13 protein-coding genes are annotated in these 19,884 nt (G+C 70.7%); 3 read left to right on the top strand and 10 right to left on the bottom strand.

Translation table 11 applies throughout. The annotated features are described in order from the left end of the window. The 3 genes from HUA78_RS22220 to HUA78_RS22210 form a co-directional block, all read right to left on the bottom strand. A complete protein-coding gene (locus tag HUA78_RS22220) occupies positions 1-465 on the bottom strand; it encodes a DUF4150 domain-containing protein (protein WP_174465711.1) in 465 nt (154 codons plus the stop codon). A 95-nt stretch (positions 466-560) separates the two neighbouring features. Next, positions 561-1,079: a DUF6484 domain-containing protein gene (locus tag HUA78_RS22215; protein ID WP_174453775.1), complete on the bottom strand. Its 519-nt coding sequence runs from the start codon at positions 1,077-1,079 to the stop codon at positions 561-563. Next, positions 1,076-2,257, bottom strand: a complete 1,182-nt coding sequence (locus tag HUA78_RS22210; RefSeq protein ID WP_174477100.1) for a DUF2169 domain-containing protein — start codon at positions 2,255-2,257, stop codon at positions 1,076-1,078. Before HUA78_RS22210 ends, HUA78_RS22215 begins: the two co-directional genes overlap by 4 nt. Positions 2,258-2,647: 390 nt before the next feature. Between HUA78_RS22210 and HUA78_RS22205 the strand changes: the two genes are divergently transcribed. Then, positions 2,648-4,882, top strand: a complete 2,235-nt coding sequence (locus HUA78_RS22205) for a M4 family metallopeptidase (protein ID WP_174453781.1) — start codon at positions 2,648-2,650, stop codon at positions 4,880-4,882. 105 nt (positions 4,883-4,987) lie between these two features. Here HUA78_RS22205 and HUA78_RS22200 read toward each other — a convergent pair whose 3' ends face one another. Both HUA78_RS22200 and HUA78_RS22195 read right to left on the bottom strand, forming a co-directional pair. Further along, positions 4,988-10,702, bottom strand: a complete 5,715-nt coding sequence (locus HUA78_RS22200; protein ID WP_174477099.1) for an AAA family ATPase — start codon at positions 10,700-10,702, stop codon at positions 4,988-4,990. 184 nt (positions 10,703-10,886) lie between these two features. After that, on the bottom strand, positions 10,887-11,852 hold the full coding sequence (locus HUA78_RS22195; RefSeq protein ID WP_254623844.1) for a gamma carbonic anhydrase family protein: 966 nt from the start codon (positions 11,850-11,852) through the stop codon (positions 10,887-10,889). A 378-nt stretch (positions 11,853-12,230) separates the two neighbouring features. Between HUA78_RS22195 and HUA78_RS22190 the strand changes: the two genes are divergently transcribed. After that, a complete protein-coding gene (locus tag HUA78_RS22190) occupies positions 12,231-13,652 on the top strand; it encodes an MATE family efflux transporter (protein ID WP_174477097.1) in 1,422 nt (473 codons plus the stop codon). Between the two features lie 98 nt (positions 13,653-13,750). Further along, positions 13,751-15,073 carry an amidohydrolase family protein gene (locus HUA78_RS22185; protein ID WP_174477096.1) on the top strand — a complete coding sequence of 441 codons (1,323 nt, stop codon included), beginning with the start codon at positions 13,751-13,753 and terminating at the stop codon, positions 15,071-15,073. A 68-nt stretch (positions 15,074-15,141) separates the two neighbouring features. On the opposite strand, the gene HUA78_RS22180 is transcribed toward HUA78_RS22185, so the two are convergent. From HUA78_RS22180 to HUA78_RS22160, 5 genes are all read right to left on the bottom strand, one after another. After that, entirely contained in the window at positions 15,142-15,561 is a 420-nt protein-coding gene (locus HUA78_RS22180) for a VOC family protein (protein WP_141645442.1), read from the bottom strand. A gap of 21 nt (positions 15,562-15,582) precedes the next feature. After that, positions 15,583-15,996: a hypothetical protein gene (locus HUA78_RS22175; protein ID WP_141645443.1), complete on the bottom strand. Its 414-nt coding sequence runs from the start codon at positions 15,994-15,996 to the stop codon at positions 15,583-15,585. A gap of 106 nt (positions 15,997-16,102) precedes the next feature. Next, positions 16,103-17,137, bottom strand: coding sequence for an ABC transporter ATP-binding protein (locus HUA78_RS22170; protein ID WP_174453785.1), 1,035 nt, complete (start codon positions 17,135-17,137; stop codon positions 16,103-16,105). Next, positions 17,137-18,798, bottom strand: coding sequence for an iron ABC transporter permease (locus HUA78_RS22165; protein WP_174460616.1), 1,662 nt, complete (start codon positions 18,796-18,798; stop codon positions 17,137-17,139). Before HUA78_RS22165 ends, HUA78_RS22170 begins: the two co-directional genes overlap by 1 nt. Then, positions 18,795-19,841 carry an ABC transporter substrate-binding protein gene (locus tag HUA78_RS22160; protein WP_174477095.1) on the bottom strand — a complete coding sequence of 349 codons (1,047 nt, stop codon included), beginning with the start codon at positions 19,839-19,841 and terminating at the stop codon, positions 18,795-18,797. The genes HUA78_RS22165 and HUA78_RS22160 overlap by 4 nt, the downstream gene beginning before the upstream one ends. Between the last annotated feature and the right edge of the window lie 43 nt (positions 19,842-19,884).

The raw sequence follows: 19,884 nt of genomic DNA, 5'->3' as shown, positions 1-19,884 counted from the left end.
CTAGAGGTGCTTCTTGCAGACGCGGCACTTGGGTTCCTTCTTGCTCCCCGCGCCCGCGACCACCGGTCCCTGCATGAGAGGAAACGGCGGCGTATTCTTGTCGTTGTGGAGCATGAGGTCGAAGGCGCGGGCCACGTTCTTCCCCTCGAACTTCACGTCGAAGGAGAAGTTGATGAACTCCGCCTTGCCCTTTGTCTTGCTGGAGGCCACGCCGCCACCGGCCGTGCCCGCCTCGTCACCCGTGCTCGTCTTGAAGTTGGAGTCCTTCACGCACACGGGATTGCCCGCGACAGACACCTTCTTCGTGCCCTTGTCGGTGTCGGAGGACTGGGCCACGTTGGGATAGGGAATGGGGACGGGCCCCGCGGGGCTGGGCGTCTTGCACACATCCGGGAAGGCCGTGGTCACGCCCCCACTGTCCTTGGTGACGACGGACATCTTGTTGACGCCTGTGTTGACGGCCATGGCCCCACCTCCAGGTCCGTCAAGGATACACTGCGCGTGAGTCTGGGTTCGAGTCCCCCTCCCCAGAGAGCGTCCTGGGGCGCGCTGGATGTCGTCTAGTTGATCTCCACCGAGCCACCCTTGATGCGGTGGGTGCCCGTCGCTCGCGACTCCAGATAGGTCCCCTTGATGATGACCTTGCCATTGCGGCGCAGGGTGATGCTGGCTTCGCCACACTTGAGGACGACTTCGTCCTGGCCCTCGATGACCACCCGCTTGCCGTCGACGTGTGCCTCGGTAGGCGGTGGCGCTGGCTCGGCGGTCTCCAGCAAGGCATCCAGCAAGGGCGTGGGGCTGGGCTCGTGGATGAGGCCCATGATGAAGGGCAGCGCCGGGTCTCCGTTCTCGAAGAGGAGGACCACCTTCTGGCGTCGGGCCACGGCCTCCTGGAGGCCCCGGGGCTCCAGGGCCACCGCCAGTCGCGCGGGGACGGGGCCCGAGGAGTTGCCAGGAAAATCCACGAGCGGTGCTCCCGAGGCCTCGAGTCCCACGAGCTGTCCGGAACGACTCCCGAGGATGGGCTCCCGCACCTGGGGGCCGGGCTGGCTCGACTTGCTGGCGGGGTGTGAGCTCATGCGGAAGGCCCTGGCGAACGAGGTGGATGAAGACGAAAGCTCTCAGCCGCGACCAGGCTGACGACGAATGATAGCGCATTCATGCGAGAGGCCGCCTGACAGGTGCCGGAGGGCCCTCGCCGTGCGCGGAATCGGCCAGCGCGGCCCCTCGATGTGGGCTTCGACACACCTTCCGCCGTGACACGCAGTCCCCGCACGTCGTGCAGGCCGTCCCCCAGGAGGACATGCCCTCGCCACAGCAGCGTCACCTGTTCCGCGTCGGCATCCAGGATGACGGTGTCCAGGTGCATCGCGGGCTTCGCGTCCTCGGTGCCCGCCAGCTCCACCGTGACGACCGGCGGCGTCTGCCCGGGCAGCGAGAAGGCCAGCCGTCCCTTCGGCGAGGCCCCGGCGATGATGACCGCCTCGTCCCCCTTCAAGTACCCCGGCGCCACGAGCCCCGGCGCGGCCGCGTTGAAGAAGCGCCGGTCGAAGTCCTTGGGCAACAGCGGCTTGCGCGTCTTGCTCCACGCCTCGTCATACGTCCCCGCGTACCTCGCCCGAGGCTGCCAGTCCGGTGACGTGAAGCCGAACCCCACCGGCGTCACCCGCTGCCCCAACTCCCGCAGCGGCTCCGCCGGGTCCTCCAGGTTGGGCAACCGCAACCCTTCCTCGAAGTGTCTCGCGCTGGCGCGAAAGCCCGTGCCCACCGGGTTGCGCGGCTCGAACGCCGGCCTCCCCGCATCCGTCCTGTCCCACCCACCGAAGGCCCGCTCCCACTGCAACGCCATCCGCTCGAACGGCAGCGGCTTCGTCGCCGACACCCGCCCCAGGCTCCGGAACCACGTGCGCTCCCCCAACACCCGCACCGCCTTCGTCAGCGGCCCCACCTGGAGCGCCACCAGCACCTCCGTGTCCCCCTTGCGCCGCGCATGCGCATGGCCCAGCAACACCACGTCCGTCGCGGGCTTGATGAACGCGCCCTCCACCTCGTACCGGTAGCTGGACTCCCCGGGCTCGCCCCAGGGCTGTCCCTGCCAGCTCACCTTCGGCTGCTCCTTCACCCCCGTCAGCCCCGCCTCGCCGAGTCCATACGTCGCCTTCACCACGAGCAGGAGCAATGGACGCCCCTCCTCGTCGCAGAGCCCCATCAGGTCAAAGGCGAACGGAGTCTCGTTCTCGACGGCGGGATGCCCCATGGCGCGCGCCCCCAGGCACCAGGCGCGAAGCCCTCGCGCCGGACAAGTACGTCACTGTAGCAGGCCACCCACCTCCGCGAGGCCGGCCCGCCTCCCCCCCGTCGTCACATCGGCTCATTTCTTCGACATCAATGTCTCTCAAGAACGTTCGAATTCCTCACAGACGCGCCCGTGTTTCAGGCAGGGTCGACTTCTACCGCCCGCTTCTCCCTGCGAGCTGCTACCCCGCACCCGGTCTGGACGTTTCTTGCTCAACAAGGAAAAACGCGTAAATAGACTTTACAAATCATGTCAGGAAATAATCGGAAACATGAATTTTCGATTTTGTATTTGAAATCCTGATTCCAGGTGTGTCACGACTATCCCGTCTTTCTACCGGAGGTAGTGCGTTTGGCTCATCGAGTCCTGAAGACGATTGGTGCGGCTTGGCTGGGAGTAGCGCTCACTGCGTGCGGCACCGTGGATTCCACGGGAGACGAGACGAAGGCTCCTGAAGCGAAGTCCGGCGGCGACATCCAGGGCTCCCTCGGGAAGCTGCCGGGTGCGGGCGTGGCGGGCGTGCACTCCGACGGCATCCCCTTCACGGTGGTCGGTGAGCTGGGCAAGGTGGAGCGCACGCTGTCCGCGCTCTCCGTGGGCCACGCGGCCTTCGCCGCGGCTCCCGCGCTGTCGGGCATCGCCCCCATCTTCCGCCTGAGCGCGGACGACATGTTCCTCAACAAGGCCCGCACCGACGCCCAGGGCAACCAGCACCTGCGCTACCGGCAGACGAAGAACGGCCTGGAGGTCGTCAACGGCGAGCTCGTGCTGCACGTTCGCCCGGACGGCCAGGTGTACGCGGCCAACAGCTCCGCGCGCGACGGACAGGACCTGCCCGCGGTTCCCCGCGTGGATGGCTCCGCGGCGGCCCGTGCGGCGGCCCGCGCCACGGCCGGCACCGGCATCTCCACCGAGGGCGAGCCCCGGCTCGTCTATGTGCGTGACGTGAACGAGCAGCTCTTCCTGGCGTGGCAGGTGCGCGTCGTCGGCACCCAGGTCGAGGGCATCCCGCTGGTGGACGACGTGTTCGTCGACGCCCGTGGCCAGGCCGGTGTGGTCGCGCGTCACCCGCGCATCCACTCCGCGCTCAACCGCCGCGTGTACAGCGCCAACAACGGCAGCACCACGCCGGGGACGCTGAAGCGCAGCGAGGGCCAGGCCGCCATCGGCGACGCCCACGTTGACATGAACTACGACCAGCTCGGGTACACGTACAACTGCTACCAGACGCTGTTCGGCCGCGACTCCATCAACAACGCGGGCGCCACCCTCATCAGCACCGTTCACTACGGCAGCAACTACGTGAACGCGTACTGGGACGGCACCCAGATGGTGTACGGCGACGGCGACGGCGTGAACTCCATCGAGCTGGGCAAGGACGCGGACGTCACCGTCCACGAGCTGACCCACGCCGTGACGGAGAACGAGTCCAACCTCACGTACTCCGGCCAGTCCGGCGGTCTGAACGAGGCGATGTCGGACACCTTCTCCGCCATCTGCGAGAGCTGGGCCTCCGGCTCCTGGGCCACCACGCCCGCCATCTGGATGATTGGCGAGGACGTGTGGACGCCGGGCACGGCGAACGACGCCCTGCGCTACATGGATGACCCGAAGAAGGACGGCGCCTCGCTGGACTTCGCCTCCGACTTCACCTCCAGCACGGACGTGCACTACAGCTCGGGCATCCCGAACCTGGCGTTCGCGCTGCTCTCCAAGGGTGGCACGCACCCGCGCGGCCGCTCCACCATCTCCGTGCCGGCCATCGGCGTCGAGAAGGCCGCCCGCATCTGGTACAAGGCCAACACCGACATCTACACGGCCTCCACCACCTTCGTTCAGGCGAAGACGTGGACCATCCAGGCCGCGCTGGACCTCGGCTATGACCAGGCCACGCAGGATGCCGTGAAGGCCGCGTGGGAAGCGGTGGGCGTGGGCGTCACCCTGCCTCCCCAGCCGTCCGTCGTGCTGACCAACGGCATCCCGGTGAACAACCTGGGCGGTGCCACGGGCAACCAGAAGTTCTTCAACCTGACCGTCCCGGCCGGCGCCACGAACCTCAAGTTCACGCTCGCCGGTGGCACGGGTGACGCGGACCTGTTCGTCCGGTTCGGCTCGCAGCCGAGCTCCTCCACCTACGACTGCAAGTCGGAGAGCAGCAGCAACACGGAGACGTGCACCATCACCACCGCCCAGGCGGGCGTCTACCACGTGCTCATCAGCGCGTACGCCACCTACTCCGGCGCGACGCTGACGGGCTCGTTCACCACGGGCGGTCCTCCGCCGAACGTGCTGCAGAACAACGTGCCGGTGACGGGCCTGGCGGGCGCCGCCAGCTCCTCCGTGAACTACACGATGGACGTGCCGGCCAACACCCGGGTGACGTTCACCACCACGGGCGGCACGGGCGACGCGGACCTGTACGTGCGCTTCAACGCGGCCCCCACCACGACCACCTACAACTGCCGTCCGTACCTGTCGGGCAACGTCGAGACGTGCGCCCTGACGAACACCACGGCGGGCAAGTACTACGTGATGGTGCGTGGCTACTCGGCCTACACCGGTGTCACGCTGAAGGGCGCGTACTAGTCCTTCACGTCACATCGCAGGTCTGAAGCAAGCACCCGGGGGGCCTTCGTGGCGGCCACCCGGGTGCTGTCTTTTTGGGGCGGCACCTGTCCGCCAGCCCTCCCGTCACGCGGGCGTGTCCGGAGGTCCTTCGCGGGGCAGCTCGACGGTGAAGGTGCTGCCCTCGCCGGGCGTGCTCTCCACGCGGATGGTGCCCCCGAGCGCGGTGACCAGCTCCCGCACCAGGTGGAGCCCGAGCCCGAGCCCCCCATAGGCGCGCACGGAGACGGCGCGCTCGAAGCGCTCGAAGATGTAGGCGAGCCGGTCGGCGGCGATTCCGATGCCCGCGTCCCGGACGCTCACGTGGATGACGTCCGCGTCGCCCCAGGCCCGCAGGGTGATGGGTTTGCCGGCGCCGAACTTGAGCGCGTTGGAGACGAGGTGGACGAACACCTGCTGGAGCCGCGCCGCGTCCCAGCGGCCGACCAGCGCTCCTCCCGCGACATGAAGCGCCAGCTCGCAGTCGGCGCGCTTCAGGGGCTCTTGCATGCGCCGGGTGACGGCGTCGAGGACCTCCACGAGGTCGACCCGCGACAGGTGCAAATCCAGACGCCCCGCCTGGAGGCGGGAGATGTCGAGCATCTCCTCCACCAGCGTGGCCAGCTTCAGGCTCTGGCTGTCGAGCGTCTTGAGTCCGCGGATGGCGACGGGCGGCAGCCCCTGGGGCGTGTGACGCAAGAGCGTCTGCACCATGAGGCGCAGCGACGTGAGCGGGGTGTTCAGCTCATGGGAGGCGACGCTGAGGAACTCGTCGCGCAGGCGGATGGCGTCCTGGGACTCGCGGTAGAGGCGGGCGTTGTCGATGCAGACGGCGGCGCGGCGGGCCAGCTCCTGCGCCAGGCCCAGGTCCACCTCGCTGTAGCGGCGGCCGGGCGTGCCGGAGACGAACGTCGCGACGCCCAGCGTCCTGCCTCCGGCGATGAGCGGCACGTGCATGGCCGCCTGTGAGCCCAGCTCGCGCAGGCGCTCGACATACTCCGGGCCGTGGCCGTGCTCGCGCAGCATGAAGTCGGTGACGTCCGCGCGCAGGAAGGGCTGGCCGGTGCGCAGCGCGTGGATGACGGCGGGCGGAGACGTCCAGTCCACGGGGTAGTGCTCCAGCAGCTCGCGCAGGCGCGCCTCCTTCACCGGGTCCACGTGGGCCACCGCCAGCGTGCGCAGCGTGTCGCCTCGCTCGACGACGGTGAACATGCACCAGTCCGCGAGGAAGGGGACCACCAGCCGCGTGGCCTTCGCGAGCGTCTGCTCCAAATCCAGCGACTCCGCGAGCGCGAGTCCGGAGTCGGCCAGGAAGCGCACGGCCCGCTCCGCGCGGCGGCGCTCCTGCACCTCGACATGGAGCTGCTCGAACAGGCGGCTGTTCTCCAGGGAGATTGCGATTTGCGACGACAGCGTGCGCAGCACCCCCACGCGCTCGGGCGTGAAGGCGCGGGTGGCCAGGTCGTTCTCCAGGTAGAGCACGCCCACCGTCTTGCCATGGCGCTGGATGGGGATGGCCAGCGCGGACTTCACGGCGCGGCGGAGGACATAGGCGTCCTGGACGAAGCGCCCCTGGTGCGCGGCGTCGGCCAGCACCAGCGTCTCCCCGGTGCGGAAGGCGTGCTCCAGCAGGGTGATGGGCACCTGGCTGGCATGCGCCAGGGGCGTGCGCTCCAGGCTGACGGGCTCGGAGATGGCGCCCACGGCGCGGACCCGGAGCGCGCCCGCTTCATCCAGGACCAGCGCGCCCCGCGTGGCGCCCGCGGCCTCGAAGCACACCGCCATCAGCTTCTCCAGGAGCCGGTCCAGCACCACCTCGCCCACCAGCGTCTCCGACGCCTTGAGCAACGTGAGCAAATCCAGCGACGCGCCGGGGGCATCAGGCCTCGTCGGGGTGATTCCCGGCTCGCTCCAGGGGCGGTCGACCAGGGACTTGAGCTCGGGGAACTCCTCCTCCAGCAGCACCACCTTGGCCTGCGCGCCCCAGCGCGTGTACCCGTCCAGGGCCGCGCGCAGGTGGAGCGTGGCGAAGCGCTTGTGATGGAGCTGCTGGTGGAAGCGCCCCGCCAGCTCGTTCGCGAGGGCCTCGTCCTGGAGGAAGCCCTCGGTGTGGGCGCCGTCGATGGCGCTGTCGTACAGGGCCATGGCCTCCAGGTGCCGCCCCTCCAGGCGGGCCACCTCGGCCGAGACGAGCTGGTGCTTGTGGCGGAAGTTCTCCGGGCAGGTCTCCGCCCAGCCGCCGAGCTTCCGCTGGTTCTCCGCGAGCAGGCCGAGCATCGCCTCGCGCTCCTCGGGAAGACGGGTGGCCCGCGCCGCCAGCGTCAGCGACGTCAGCACGTTGAAGTCGACGTTGCGGAAGAAGCCCTGCGCGAAGTGCTCGTAGGGCAGCGCCTCGCGCGACATTTTCAGGGCCTCGTCCAGGTCGCCCAGCACATACGCCACCAGCAGCTTCAAGAGGGCGTGCAGATAGAGGCTGGTGTGCGTCGTCAGCCCCGAGTCGAGGAAGTCCTGCTCGTTGAAGTCGTCGTCGCTGAGTCGGGCGAGCTGGTGGGTGCGGCCCTGGAGCGCGCGAATGGCCTGACGGGAGAGGATGGACACGTCCGCCATCACCTGGACGCCCGCGCGGCGCGCGAAGGACAGGCTGGTGTCGATGGAGCCCAGGACGCGCACCAGCTCGGTGCCCATGGCCAGCTCGGTGGAGACGACGGTGGTGAGCGCGTAGCTGGTGAACTGGAGGTCTCCACTGGCCAGCCCCGTGGTGACGGCGCGCCGCAAGAGCGACAGGTTGGTGCGCAGGGGCGCGCGCCAGTGATTGATGTTGAGGGTCAGCGTGATGAGGGCCCGGCACTCCTGGCGCGCGTCACCCAGCCGCCGCGCCAGCGCCACGCCCAGGTTGCACCAGGTATAGGCGCTCGCGGCGTCGCCCTCGCTGGCGAGCAGCATCCCATGACAGGCGTACACCGCGGGGGCCCAGCGGGAGTTGCCGTGCTCCAGCGTGAGCACCAGGGCGAGGGTGTTGAGGTACGAGAAGAGGTTCGGGTCGACGAAGAACGCGGGCGTGACGAGCTCGGACAGGAGCTGCACGCAGGCCAGGTGGCGCGGGTCCTCCAGCAGAGGCGCCTCCAGCAGCTCCTCCACCGCGCGCCCGCGCAGGTGTTGCTCCATCCGCGCCCGCTCCGACGCGAGCGCCTGGGCGTAGCCATGTTCGGGCAGCTCCAGCCCGAACAGACGCAGCCCCTCCTGGCCCGCGCGCAGGGCCTCCGCGTAGTGGCCGTTCATCAGGAGCGCCAGCACCTGGAGGACGTACAGGTCCACCTTGCGCGGCGCGGAGGCGGCGTGCTCGTGGGCGGTGTGGAGCAGCTCCTCGGCCAGCTTCCCGTTGCCGGACAGGTAGGCGCACTCCGCCGCCTCCTTGTGGACCTGGAAGATCTGCTCGTGTCGCCGGGGCCAGTCCTCGCGGGGCAGCAGGGCCAGTCCCCGCGTGAGGTACACCAGCGCCGCGCCGAAGGCCGACGCCTCCTTGGCCTTGAGCCCCGCGCGGAAGAGCAGCTCCGCCAGCGTCTGTCGCTCCCCGGCGCCGCTGAGCTTGCGCGCGCCGCGAGACAGGTGGTCCACCACCGCGAAGAGGCGCTCCTCGAGCACGTCCCCTCGCGCCCCGCGCAAGAGCTGGCGCCCCGCCGCCAGATGGAGCTCCTCGCGCTGGTCCTCGGTGAGCAGCGAGTACGCGGCCTGTCGGACGCGGTCATGCGCGAAGCGATACGTGGCCTCGGGAGTGATGGGGGTGTCCTCCGTGCGCGCCTGCGGGCGCGAGGGCTCGTTCTCCGGAATGAGCAGCCCCTCGCGCAGCAGGCTCCACAAGGCGGAGGCCGTGTCCTCCGTCGCGCGCTCGTCGACGAGCGATGACAGCAGGCCCAGCTCCACCCGGTCCCCCAGACAGGCGGCGACCTCCAACACGTACTGCGCCCGCTCCGGCAGCCGACGGATGGCGGCGAGCATCAGCTCCACCACGTTCTCCGTCACCTCCACGCGCCGCAGCCGCTCCAGCTCCCACGTCCACGTGCCCTGCTCCAAATCGAAGCTGAGCAGCCCGGACGTGTGCAGGAGCCGCAGCAGGCGGGTGAGGAAGAGCGGGTTGCCCGCGGTCTTGTTCAGGAGCAGCTCCGCCAGGGGCGCCACCTCCGACGGCTCGCGGCGAAAGGTGTCCGCGCACAGCGCGGTGATGGCGGCGGCATCCAGCGGCGCCAGCTCGAAGGAGTGGGAGGGAATCGCCCCCTGCTCCTCGAGCGTGCGCAGAAGCCGCGGCAGCGGATGCTCGGGGCCGACCTCCTGGGAGCGCCAGGCGCCGACGAAGAGGACGTGGAGCGAGCCGGGGTCTCCGCAGAGGCTCTTGAGGAGCTGGAGCGAGCCGGGGTCCGCCCACTGGAGGTCATCCAGGAAGAGGAGCAGGACATGGCGGGGTGTCGCCAGTGCCTGCACGAAGGACTGGAAGAGCAGATGGAAGCGCGCGGACGCCTCCACCGGTCCCAGCTTCGGTGGCAGGGGCTGCGGGCCGAGCAGTTCCTCCAGCGCGGGGATGACGTCGCTGATGACGCGGGCGTGGGGGCCCAGGGCGCCGAGCAGCCGCTGACGCCAGATGTCCCGCGCCTCCGGAGCCTCCTCCATCAGCTCGCGCAGCAGGCCCTGGAACGCCTGGACGAACGCGGAGTAGGGCACGTTGCCCTGGAGCTGGTTGAACTTGCCGGTCAGCAGTCGGTCGCCGCGCGCCGCGTCTCGCGCCAGCTCGTGGACCAGCGCCGACTTGCCGATGCCCGCCGCGCCGGACAGGAGGAGCAGCTCGCTGGTGCCCTGGCGCACCCGCTCCCGTGCCGCGCGCAGCTCGGCCTGCTGCGGCTCCCGGCCATACAGCCGCTCGGGGAGGGACAGCTGGCGGGCCAGGTCCAGCCGCCCCAGCTCGAAGTCGTCGGACAGGTCCGCGCCCTTCCTGCGGCGGACCTCCTGGAGGTCCACGAGGAGGGAGTCGGCGCTCTGGTAGCGCTCCTCGGGCATCTTCGCGAGCAGCTTGAGGACGATGTCGGAGACGACGCGAGGGACGGCGGGGTTGGCGAACGCGGGCGGCACGGGATGCCGGGCCAGGTGGGCGTGGACCAGCTCCACGGGGTCCGCGGACGTGAAGGGCGGCAGACCCGTGAGCAGCTCGTAGAACGTCGCGCCCAGGGAGTAGAGGTCCGCGCGGTGGTCGATGAGCCGGTTCATCCGGCCCGTCTGCTCCGGGGCGATATAGGCCAGGGCCCACTGGAGCTCCCCGGGCATGTCCCCGGAGGGCGCGAGTCCGGAGACGCGCGTGGCCAGGTCGAAGTCGATGAGCGTGAGGCGCTGGCCGCTGGCGCTCATCACGAGGTTGGTGGGGTTGAGGTCGCGGTGGATGACGTGGTGCTGGTGCAGGCGGGAGAGGATGCCGGCGAGCTGCAGGGCCAGCTCCATGAAGACCTCCACGCCCACCGGCCTGCGATGCAGCCACTCCTGGAGGTTGTGGGGCCCGGCGTCCTCCAGGACGAGCGCGAGCGGTTGCGAGGGCTCCTCGGTGAGCGAGACGACGCGGGAGATGTCCGGCACCCCGTCGCGCAGCTCGCGCAGGAGCGCGTCCTCGTGGCGCAGCATGGGGCCGCTGCCGACGGCGAGCGGACCTCGGCGGACCTGCTTGATGACCAGGGGCCTGCCGTCCTGTCCCCAGGTCCGCAGGACGACGTAGCGGCGTCCTCGATGAATCTCCTGAAGCCCTTCGGTGCCCGGCGCCTGCCACATCTCGCCCTCGCCGTGAAAGCCCTCCGTCCGGTCCCCACGCGGCCAGGCCCACCCGGCCACTCCCCGCGCGGCTTCCCGCTTCCTTCACGATTTGGACGGAGGTGCCCCACGGCACGCGCGGCGCACGCGCTGACGGGCGACCCGCCGGGGCCTCGCACGGCCTCCGGGTGCGGCGCGCCCGCCTTCAGCTCACGCGGCGCAGCTCGGGCAGGTCCTCGGGCCGCAGGGCCCAGACGGGCGCGGGTGGCAGCGCGGAGAGGAAGCCTGTCTGCACCGCGGGAAAGCCATCCACCTGCGCCGCGTCCGGGAACAAGGTCCCCGCGCGGACGAGGCTGCCCGCGCCGACGATGCAGCCCCGGCCCAGGCGGCTTCGGTCGCAGAGGATGGCGCCTGGCTCCACCACCGTCCCCGCGCCCACGAAGCAGGCGTGCACCAGGCAGCCCGGCCCGATGAAGACGCCGTCCTCGATGACGAGCGAGCCGCCCGGCTGCAGGTGCACCACCGCGTTGGCGTGGATGCGCACCCCCGCGCCGATTCGCAGCGGGACGTGGGACTCGCCCACGATTCTCACACCGGGGCCGATGATGGCGCCCGGTCCGATGAGCACGTCTCCCGTCACCTCGCAGGAGGAGAAGAGGGTGGCGGTGGGGTGGACGAGCGGGTGCTTGTCTCGGAAGGAGTACAACTGTCCCATGGGGGCGTCCTCGGCGCGGTCTCTCGCGAAGAAGGGGGTGAGGGGTTGTTCGGGCAGCGAGAGGGTGCCGCCTCGCGCGGTGCGCAGCCGCTCCAGGTCCCCGGTGTCGACCCGGCGGACGACCCGGGCGGGCCGCCCCACGACGACGGAATCGGAGGGCACGAACATGCCCGCGGGCACCAGCGTGCCATCCGCCACGAGGCAGCGGTCTCCCAGTTGTGCGCCGGGCATGAGGATGGCGCCAGCGCCCACGTCACACAGGTGGCCCGCGGATGCGCCGAGCACGAGGCTCCGTGGACCGAGCGCGGTTTTCTCTCCCACCGCGACGGGGTGTCGGGCCGTGCCGATGACCACGGCGTTCTCCCGGACCGCGGAGCCCGCGCCCAGTTGGACCGCGCCTTCTGGAGAGCACACCACCGCGCCTTGTGCGACGTGGACCCCCGGTCCCAGGTGCATGCGTCCCAGGAGGCGCGCACTGCTGGCCAGACGGAAATGAGCGGCGCCCTGACTGGGGTCCGTGGGGGTTGCAGCACGCGAGAAGCTCGTCACCATGAGTGGAGGCAAGCTACACCTCGGCCCGGGACAGAAGGACGGCCCGCCGGCGCTGGATGGGTGTTCGAGGCAGGACGACCGAGCCCTCGGGGCTCCGCCTCCGGTACGGGGCAAGAGACTTCCACGCACGCTCGTCCGGGCGCGAAGGACAAGGGCCCGCCCGCTCGTCCGTCCGCCGTGCTCCGGGCCCGGGGTCAGCCGATGACGGCGGCGGCCGTCCCTGGACGCGCCCGCGCCTTCCTGCCAGAAGGGCCCAGGTTCGGGGCGGCATGGAGGCCGGAAATGTCGGAGGTGGATGCGCCGTCGTCGCGGGAACCCGTGGTGGGGCTCTGGGCTTCGCTGAAGGAAGCCATGCATGGCACCGAGCGGGACCTCACGGGTCTGCCGGTGAAGCGGGCCATCTTCCTGCTCGCGGTCCCCATGGTGCTGGAGATGGTGATGGAGTCCATCTTCGCCGTGGTGGACGTGTTCTTCGTCGGGCGGCTGGGCGCGGATGCCGTCGCGACGGTGGGCCTGACGGAGTCGCTGCTCACCATCATCTACGCGGCGGCGGCGGGCCTGAGCATCGGCGCCACGGCGCTGGTGTCGCGCCGCATCGGTGAGAAGGACCCGGAGCGGGCCGCGCGCACGGCGGTGCAAGCCATTGGCCTGGGGGTGCTGCTGGCCATTCCCGTGGCGGTGGCGGGTGTCGTGTTCGCCCGGCCGTTGATGGAGCTGATGGGCGGCTCGCCGTGGGTGCTGGAGCACGGCGTGCGCTACACGCAGGTGATGCTCGGCGGCATGGGCAGCGTGCTGCTGCTGTTCCTCATCAACGCCATCTTCCGGGGCGCGGGGGACGCGGCCATCGCCATGCGAGTGTTGTGGCTGGCCAACGCCATCAACATCGTCCTGGCGCCCATGCTCATCTTCGGCCTGGGGCCCTTCCCGGAGCTGGGCGTCATGGGCGCCGCGGTCGCCACCACGTTCGGCCGCAGTTGCGGCGTGGTGTACCAGCTCTACCGGCTGGCGCGGGGCAGCGGGCGGCTCCAGGTGCGCCGCGAGCACCTGCGGCTGGAGCCGGGGACGATGCTGGCCATGCTGAAGCTGTCCGGCGCGGGCACGGCGCAGTCGCTGGTGAACACCACGAGCTGGGTGGTGCTGGCGCGCATCGTCGCGACGTTCGGCAGCGCGGCGGTGGCGGGCTACACCATCGCCATGCGCATCGTCCTCTTCGCGCTCCTGCCCTCGTGGGGCCTGGCCAACGCGGCGGCCACGCTGGTGGGGCAGAGCCTGGGGGCGAAGCAGCCGGAGCGCGGTGAGCGCGCGGTGTGGACCGCGGGCGTCATCAACGCCGTCTTCCTGGGCTCGCTGGGGCTGTTGTTCATCGTCTTCGCCCAGCCCCTGGTGAGCGCCTTCTCGCCCGACGCGGCGGTGGTGGACTACGGGGCCCACGCGCTGCGCATCATCAGCGGAGGCTTCCTCTTCTACGCCTTCGGCATGGTGCTCACGCAGTCGTTCAACGGCGCGGGGGACACCGCCACGCCCACCCTCATCAACATCTTCTGCTTCTGGCTGCTCGAGCTGCCGCTGGCGTGGGTGTTGTCGGGGCCTGTCGGGATGGGGCCCTCGGGCGTCTTCCTGGCCCTCACGGTGGCCTTCTCCATGCTGGCCATCGTCTCCGCCATCCTCTTCCGGCGAGGCACCTGGAAGCTCCGCGAGGTGTAGGGGGCTTCCGGCTTCTTCCGTGAGCGCGCGGTGCGCTCACGGTGGGAATGCACCCGGGCGCTTGACTCGGGTGGGGGGAGCGGAGGGCAATGGGCCCCATGAGACGTGCGCTCCTCGTGGCCTGCCTGCTGTTGGGACTCCCTTCCTCCGCGGCCGAGCCGCCCCGGGCCTACGTGCTCAAGGCCGCGCGCCTGTTCGACGCGAAGACGGGGAGGCTCGTCACGCCGGGCGTGGTGGTGGTGACGAACGGCAAGGTGGCGGCGGTGGGCGCGGGCGCGAAGGCGCCGGAGGGCGCGCGCGTGGTGGAGCTGGGGGATGCCACGTTGCTGCCCGGTTTCATGGACTCGCACACGCACCTGACGGGCGAGCCGGGCGAGGACTGGAGGCAGGACGTCATCGACTCGCTCCAGCGGACCATTCCGGAGCAGACGCTGGAGTCCCTGCCGCGCGTGCGCGCGACGCTGATGGCGGGCTTCACCACCGTGCGCAACCTGGGCGCCGGAGACTTCATCGACGTGGGGCTGCGCAACTCCATCCGCCGAGGCACGGTGGTGGGGCCGCGCATGCTGACGGCCACGGCGGGACTGGGCACCACGGGCGGCCACTGCGACGAGGGCAACTCCTGGCGCAAGGGCGTGCTGGCGGACGAGACGGGCGCGGGCGTGGCGGACGGGCCGGAGGCGCTGCGCGCGAAGGTGCGCGACACGCTCAAGTACGGCGCGGACCTCATCAAGGTGTGCGCGACGGGCGGCGTGCTGAGCCTCAACTCGGATGTGGACTCGCCGCAGCTCACCCAGGCGGAGTTGGATGCGATTGTGGATGAGGCGCACGCGCGCAAGCGCAAGGTGGCGGCGCATGCCCACGGCGCGGAGGGCGCCAAGCGGGCCATCCGCGCTGGCGTGGACTCCATCGAGCACGGCTCGCTGCTGGATGACGAGGCGCTCGACTTGATGAAGCGCAAGGGCACCTGGTTCGTGCCCACCGCCATGGCCTTCCAGGGCGTGAAGGAGCGCGCGGACCAGGGCCGCCTGCCGGAGGACAACATCCGCAAGGTGCGCGCGGTGGACGAGGCGCGCAAGCAGTCGCTGCGCAAGGCGATTGCGCGGGGCGTGCGCATCGCCTTCGGCACGGACGCGGGGGTCTTCGAGCATGGGCGCAACGCGGGCGAGTTCGCGCTGCTGGTGGAAGCGGGCATGGCGCCGGCCGAGGCCCTGCGCGCGGCGACGGTGCACGCGGCGGAACTCCTGGGCGTGTCCGCCACGCTGGGCACGCTGGAGCTGGGGAAGCTGGCGGACGTGGTGGCGGTGCCGGGCAATCCGCTCCAGGACATCCGGAAGACGGAGGCCGTGTTCTTCGTGATGAAGGAGGGCGTCATCTACCGCCATGACACCGAGCCCGCGGTGCCCTCCGCCGCCCGCTGAACGAACCTTCCGCGGGCCCGACGAGTCCTCCTCGCGCGGGCCCGCATCGCTCGTGGGTGGGGGCTGCTTCAGGCGCCGTGCGCGTCACCCAGCGAGGCATCCCAGAAGGACGCCTCCACCTTGTGGCCGTCCGGGTCCCTCACGAAGCAGCCGTAGTAGGGCTCGCCGTAGAGCGGGCGCGGACCGGGGGCGCCCTCGTCGGTGGCTCCCGCCGCGAGCGCGGCCGCGTGGAAGGCGTGCACCATCTGCTTCGAGGTGGCGATGAAGCCGAAGTGCGTGCCGTTGCCGACGGTGGCGCGCTGTCCGTCGAGGGGCATCTGCACCCAGAACTCCGGGAACTGCTTGCCGTAGGCCACGGCGTTGGGGAAGTCGAGCACCCGACGACAGCCCAGCGTGGCGAGCACCTGGTCGTAGAACGCCACCGCGCGGGCGAAGTCATTCGTTCCGACGGAGACGTGAGAGAGGATGCTCGGGTTTTCGTCGCTCATGGATTCCTCGAACCTATCGGCTCAGGGGCAGTAGGGGCAGGAAGGCATGCCCGGATTGTCTGATTCGAACTGGGCGTACACGCGGCAGTTGTCGTTGCGCTTCAATGTGTTGCCCTGGCAGCCGTAGTGGTACGCGGCCTGGCAGAACGCGGAGGACTGCGGGTCCGCCGCCGGCCCCGAGTACGGACTGGTGCACGAGCCCGACGTGCCGCCACACTCGTCCGCGTCGTCCTTCAGCTCCGAATACGAGCACGAGCTGTTCTCACCATACGCGGAGCAGGTGCTGTCGGACGGGCACCACTTGCAGGCATTGGCGACGTACTCACTCGCGCACGAGCCGCAGGTGGAAATCTCCGTACAGACGTCGTCCTCGGTGCAGGCGGAGAGGCCAAGGGACAGCACGAGGAGCGCGAGCAAGGGGATGTGACGGGGCAAGGTGACTCCGAATACCGGGGGGACACGGGATTGTTGTCGGAGCCTCGTTTTTCAATCAACGAGTCCGGAATCATCCAGGGCGACTCCTCCGAAGACTCTCGAAATCTCAGCCGACGGAGAACAGGCGCGCCTTGCGGAGTTGGACTTTGAGTGTCTGACCCGGGCGCACTTCAAGTGGTGGGGCCACCACGCGCAGCAGGGTGCCGTCGACGGGGAAGCGGTACTCGGCGGCGTGTCCGAGGAACAGGCGCGCGGAGAGGGGCAGAGGGGTGCCCTGTTCACCGAGCGCCAGGTCCTCGGGCCGCACGACCAGGGTCGCGGGGCCGGGGGGCGCCGAGGTGTCGGCCGGCAGTTGGAACACCGTGCCGCTCCGCGCGGTGTGGAAGGCGCCCTCGCGCACCTCGCCGGTGAGGACGTTCGCTCCGCCGACGAAGCCCGCGACGAAGGGCGTGGCCGGCTCGCGATACAGCGTCTCGGGCGCGTCCACCTGCTCCAGCACGCCCTGGTTCATCACCGCGATGCGGTCCGACAGCGCGAGCGCCTCGCCCTGGTCATGCGTGACGAAGACGAGCGTGGTGCCCAGCCGCGCGCGCAGGGCCGCCAGCTCCGCGCGCAGCTCCTCACGCAGCGCCGCGTCCAGGTTGGAGAGCGGCTCGTCCAGCAGCAGCACGCGGGGGCTGGCCACCAGGGCGCGCGCCAGGGCCACGCGCTGAAGCTGTCCGCCCGACAGCTCGTGGGGCCTTCGAGTCGCCAGCGCCTCCAGGCGGACCCAACGCAGGGCCTCGCGCACCTTCGCGGCGACCTCTGTCTTCGACATGCGACGCAGCGTCAGCGGATAGGCCACGTTCTCTTCCACCGAGCGGTGCGGCCAGACGGCGTAGCCCTGGAACACCATGCCCAGTCCGCGCCGCTCGGGCGGCACGCGCACGCCCGGCCCCGCCACCATCTCCCCGCCAATGCGGATGACGCCCGTGTCGGGGTGCTCCAGGCCCGCGAGCATCCGCAGCGTCGTCGTCTTGCCGCAGCCGGACGGGCCCAGCAGCGAGACGAGCTCGCCCTCGCGGACCTCGAGGCTCAGGCCGCGCACCACGGGCGTGGCGCCGTAGGACTTGAACAACCCCTCCAACGAAATCGCCGCCATCACCGCGCCTCCGCCGCGCGCCGGGCCACCAGCGCGAGCACCGCTTGTCCCAGCACCACCAGCGCGACGAAGGCGCAGGCCAGCACCGCCGCCGCGGCAGGGTCCGCGTAGCTCTGCAGGTCGAACAGCAGCTTGCCCAGCACCTCCGAGCCCGCGGGCACCAGCAACACGGACATGGTGATTTCCGTCGCGCACGAGAGGAAGGCCAGGATGAAGGCCACCGTGAGCGCGGGTCGCAAGAGGGGCAGGGGCACGTCGACGAAGGCCCGCAGCGGCCCCGCTCCGCTGATGCGCGCCGCCTCCGTCAGGGACGGGTCCAACTGGGCCAGCGCCTCCGCGCTGTTGCGCGTCCCCAGCGCCAGGTACTTCGCCGCGTAGGCGATGAGCAGCAGCCACGGCGTGTGCGCCAGCGCGAGCACGAAGGCCACCTTGTCCACGAGGATGAAGCGCCAGTCCCGCGAGAAGGCGAGCAGCAGCGCCAGGGCCAGCACCGTGCCCGGCACCGCATAGGGCCATACGGCGACGGCCTCCACGCCCGCGCCGAGTCGGCGGAAGGCCCGCTGGAGCAGGGCCGCGGCGAGCCCCAGCCCACACACCAGCGCGCCCGCTCCCGTCGCGAGCAGCAGGCTGAGCCCCGTGGCGCGCAGGGTGCGCGGCTCCAGCAGGACGCCGGACCAGTGCGCGAGCGTGAGCTCCTCCCACGCAAGCCTCGCCCCGAAGCTGCGCTGGAGCGAGGTGAGCAGGATGGCGGCGAGCGGCAGCAACACGAGCAGCGCGCACGTGCTCGCGACCCCCACGGTGGCCCCGGTGCGCGCGCGGCCCAGGGGCAGGGGACGCGAGGCCAGGCCCTTGCCCGTGCTCAGCCGCACGCGGCCCGAGCGGCCCAGGGCCCACGTCGCCAGCAGGGACAGGGGTGTGAGGAGCAGCAGCGCGAGCGCGAGCGCGGAGGCCCGGCCCAGGCCCTCGTCCCCGAGCAGCACGAGTTCGTAGATGCGCGTGGTGAGCACGCGCGTGGGCGGAGACGCGGACACGCCCAGCAGGTACGGCACGCCAAACGACGACGCCGCCATCAGGAACACCATCACCGCGCCGGACAGGAGCGAGGGGAGCACCAGCGGCACCGTCGTCGTCAGCAGGGCCCGCGCGGGCGAGGCGCCGCACACGCGCGCGGCCTCCTCCAATGCGGGGTCCACGCGTCGCAAGGCCGCCGCGCCCGCCAGCAGCACCAGCGGCAGTCCGGACAATCCCTCCACGAAGGCGATGCCCACCGGGCCGTGGATGTCGAGCGTGCCCTCACCCAGCAGCCGGTTGAGATAGCCCGCGCGCGGACTGGCCAATGACAGCCAACCCATGCCCCAGATGAACGCGGGAATCGCCGAGGGCAGGGTGAAGAGGACGGTGAAGGCGCCGCGCAGCGGCAGGTCCGTGCGGAACAGCAACAGCGACAGGGGCGTGCCCAGGACGAGCGCGAGCACCGCCGCCCCGCCGGAGATGGCCAGCGTGTTGCCCAGCGCGCCCGCCTCCGAGGCCAGCCAATCCCAGCCGAGCGTTCCCGGGGCTCCCGCGCCGCGCGCGAGCAGCAGCACCACCGGGCCCACCGCGAAGAGGACCAGGGGCACAAGCCACGCGAACAGCCCGAGCCACCGCGCCGGGGGGCTCATTTCGAGAAGGCCCGGCTGAAGGCTTCCTTGATGACGCCACCGCGCGTGAGGCCCTCTTCCATCAGCGCGGCTGTCCACGGCTGCGTGCGTGTCAGCAGGGTGTCCACGCCGGGCTCGCCGCCGGGGCCGGGGAGGCGTGGATCCACCGCGTGCATGTCACCCTTCTCGACGATGAGGCGCTGGCCCTCGGGAGACAGGAGCACGTCCACCACCGCCTTCGCGGCCACGGGGTTGGGTGTCGTCGCGAAGAGGGCCACGGGCCCGGGGATGGTGACGGCGCCGTCGGTGGGCCAGACCACGCGAATCCGACTGCCGCGTGAGCGGGCCGTCAGCGCGTTCTCCAGCAGCAGCACGCCCGCGTCCGCCTCGCCGCTCTCCACCTTCTGGAGCACCGCCGCGTTGCCGCCCGCGACGATGGCGCCGCGCTCGCGCAGGCCGGTGAAGTACCCGTCGCCATACTTCGACTGACAGAACACCGCCCAGGTGAAGGCCGTGCCCGACGTGAGCGGGTCGCCGATGGCCACCCGTCCCGTCCACGTCCCGTCCACCAGCGCCGCGAAGGACGTGGGCGGAGGAGGGGAGTCCTCGCGGTGCACCAGCACCATGGTGGATACGCGGATGGAGGCATGGCGGGCGTCCAAATCCAGCAGCGAGCGCGGGACGCGCAGCACATGCGGGGAGGCATAGGGAAGGAAGGCGCCGGAGCGTGCCAGCCGTTCGACGAAGAACGGGTCCGACGCGGAGAGGATGTCGGCGCGCACGGCGCCGGCGGCGCGCTCGGCCTCCACCCGGCTGGCCACCTTCTCACTGCCGGCCTGGTACCAGCGCACCGTGACGCCGGGGAGCTTCTTCTTCAGCAGCGGCTCCAGCGCGTCCAGCACGTGCTGGTACATGGACGTGTAGACCCAGACCTCGCCGGACGGCGCGCCCTCGTGGGAGAGGGTGGCGCCGGACGAGGGCGCGGCGGACTCGATGCGGCACGAGGCGAACACGGCCAGCGCGAGGACGAGGCCGGCCGCTCGGGCCAGGGCGGGAAGGGACATGCGCCCGGGATTATGCGGCACCCCCGCCGAAAGTCGCCGTCCC

It is taken from the genome of Myxococcus sp. CA033, from assembly GCF_013336625.1.
GTDB lineage: Bacteria > Myxococcota > Myxococcia > Myxococcales > Myxococcaceae > Myxococcus > Myxococcus llanfairpwllgwyngyllgogerychwyrndrobwllllantysiliogogogochensis.
The sequence above is the reverse complement of the archived record's forward strand: the minus strand, read 5'-3'. Positions and strand labels throughout refer to the sequence as shown.

Coding starts and splice junctions, on each gene's coding strand:
- HUA78_RS22220 (WP_174465711.1), bottom strand. CDS start 465: ATGGCCGTCAACACAGGCGTCAACAAGATGTCCGTCGTCACCAAGGAC.
- HUA78_RS22215 (WP_174453775.1), bottom strand. CDS start 1,079: ATGAGCTCACACCCCGCCAGCAAGTCGAGCCAGCCCGGCCCCCAGGTG.
- HUA78_RS22210 (WP_174477100.1), bottom strand. CDS start 2,257: ATGGGGCATCCCGCCGTCGAGAACGAGACTCCGTTCGCCTTTGACCTG.
- HUA78_RS22200 (WP_174477099.1), bottom strand. CDS start 10,702: ATGTGGCAGGCGCCGGGCACCGAAGGGCTTCAGGAGATTCATCGAGGA.
- HUA78_RS22195 (WP_254623844.1), bottom strand. CDS start 11,852: ATGCACCTGGGACCGGGGGTCCACGTCGCACAAGGCGCGGTGGTGTGC.
- HUA78_RS22190 (WP_174477097.1), top strand. CDS start 12,231: ATGTCGGAGGTGGATGCGCCGTCGTCGCGGGAACCCGTGGTGGGGCTC.
- HUA78_RS22185 (WP_174477096.1), top strand. CDS start 13,751: ATGAGACGTGCGCTCCTCGTGGCCTGCCTGCTGTTGGGACTCCCTTCC.
- HUA78_RS22180 (WP_141645442.1), bottom strand. CDS start 15,561: ATGAGCGACGAAAACCCGAGCATCCTCTCTCACGTCTCCGTCGGAACG.
- HUA78_RS22170 (WP_174453785.1), bottom strand. CDS start 17,137: ATGGCGGCGATTTCGTTGGAGGGGTTGTTCAAGTCCTACGGCGCCACG.
- HUA78_RS22165 (WP_174460616.1), bottom strand. CDS start 18,798: ATGAGCCCCCCGGCGCGGTGGCTCGGGCTGTTCGCGTGGCTTGTGCCC.
- HUA78_RS22160 (WP_174477095.1), bottom strand. CDS start 19,841: ATGTCCCTTCCCGCCCTGGCCCGAGCGGCCGGCCTCGTCCTCGCGCTG.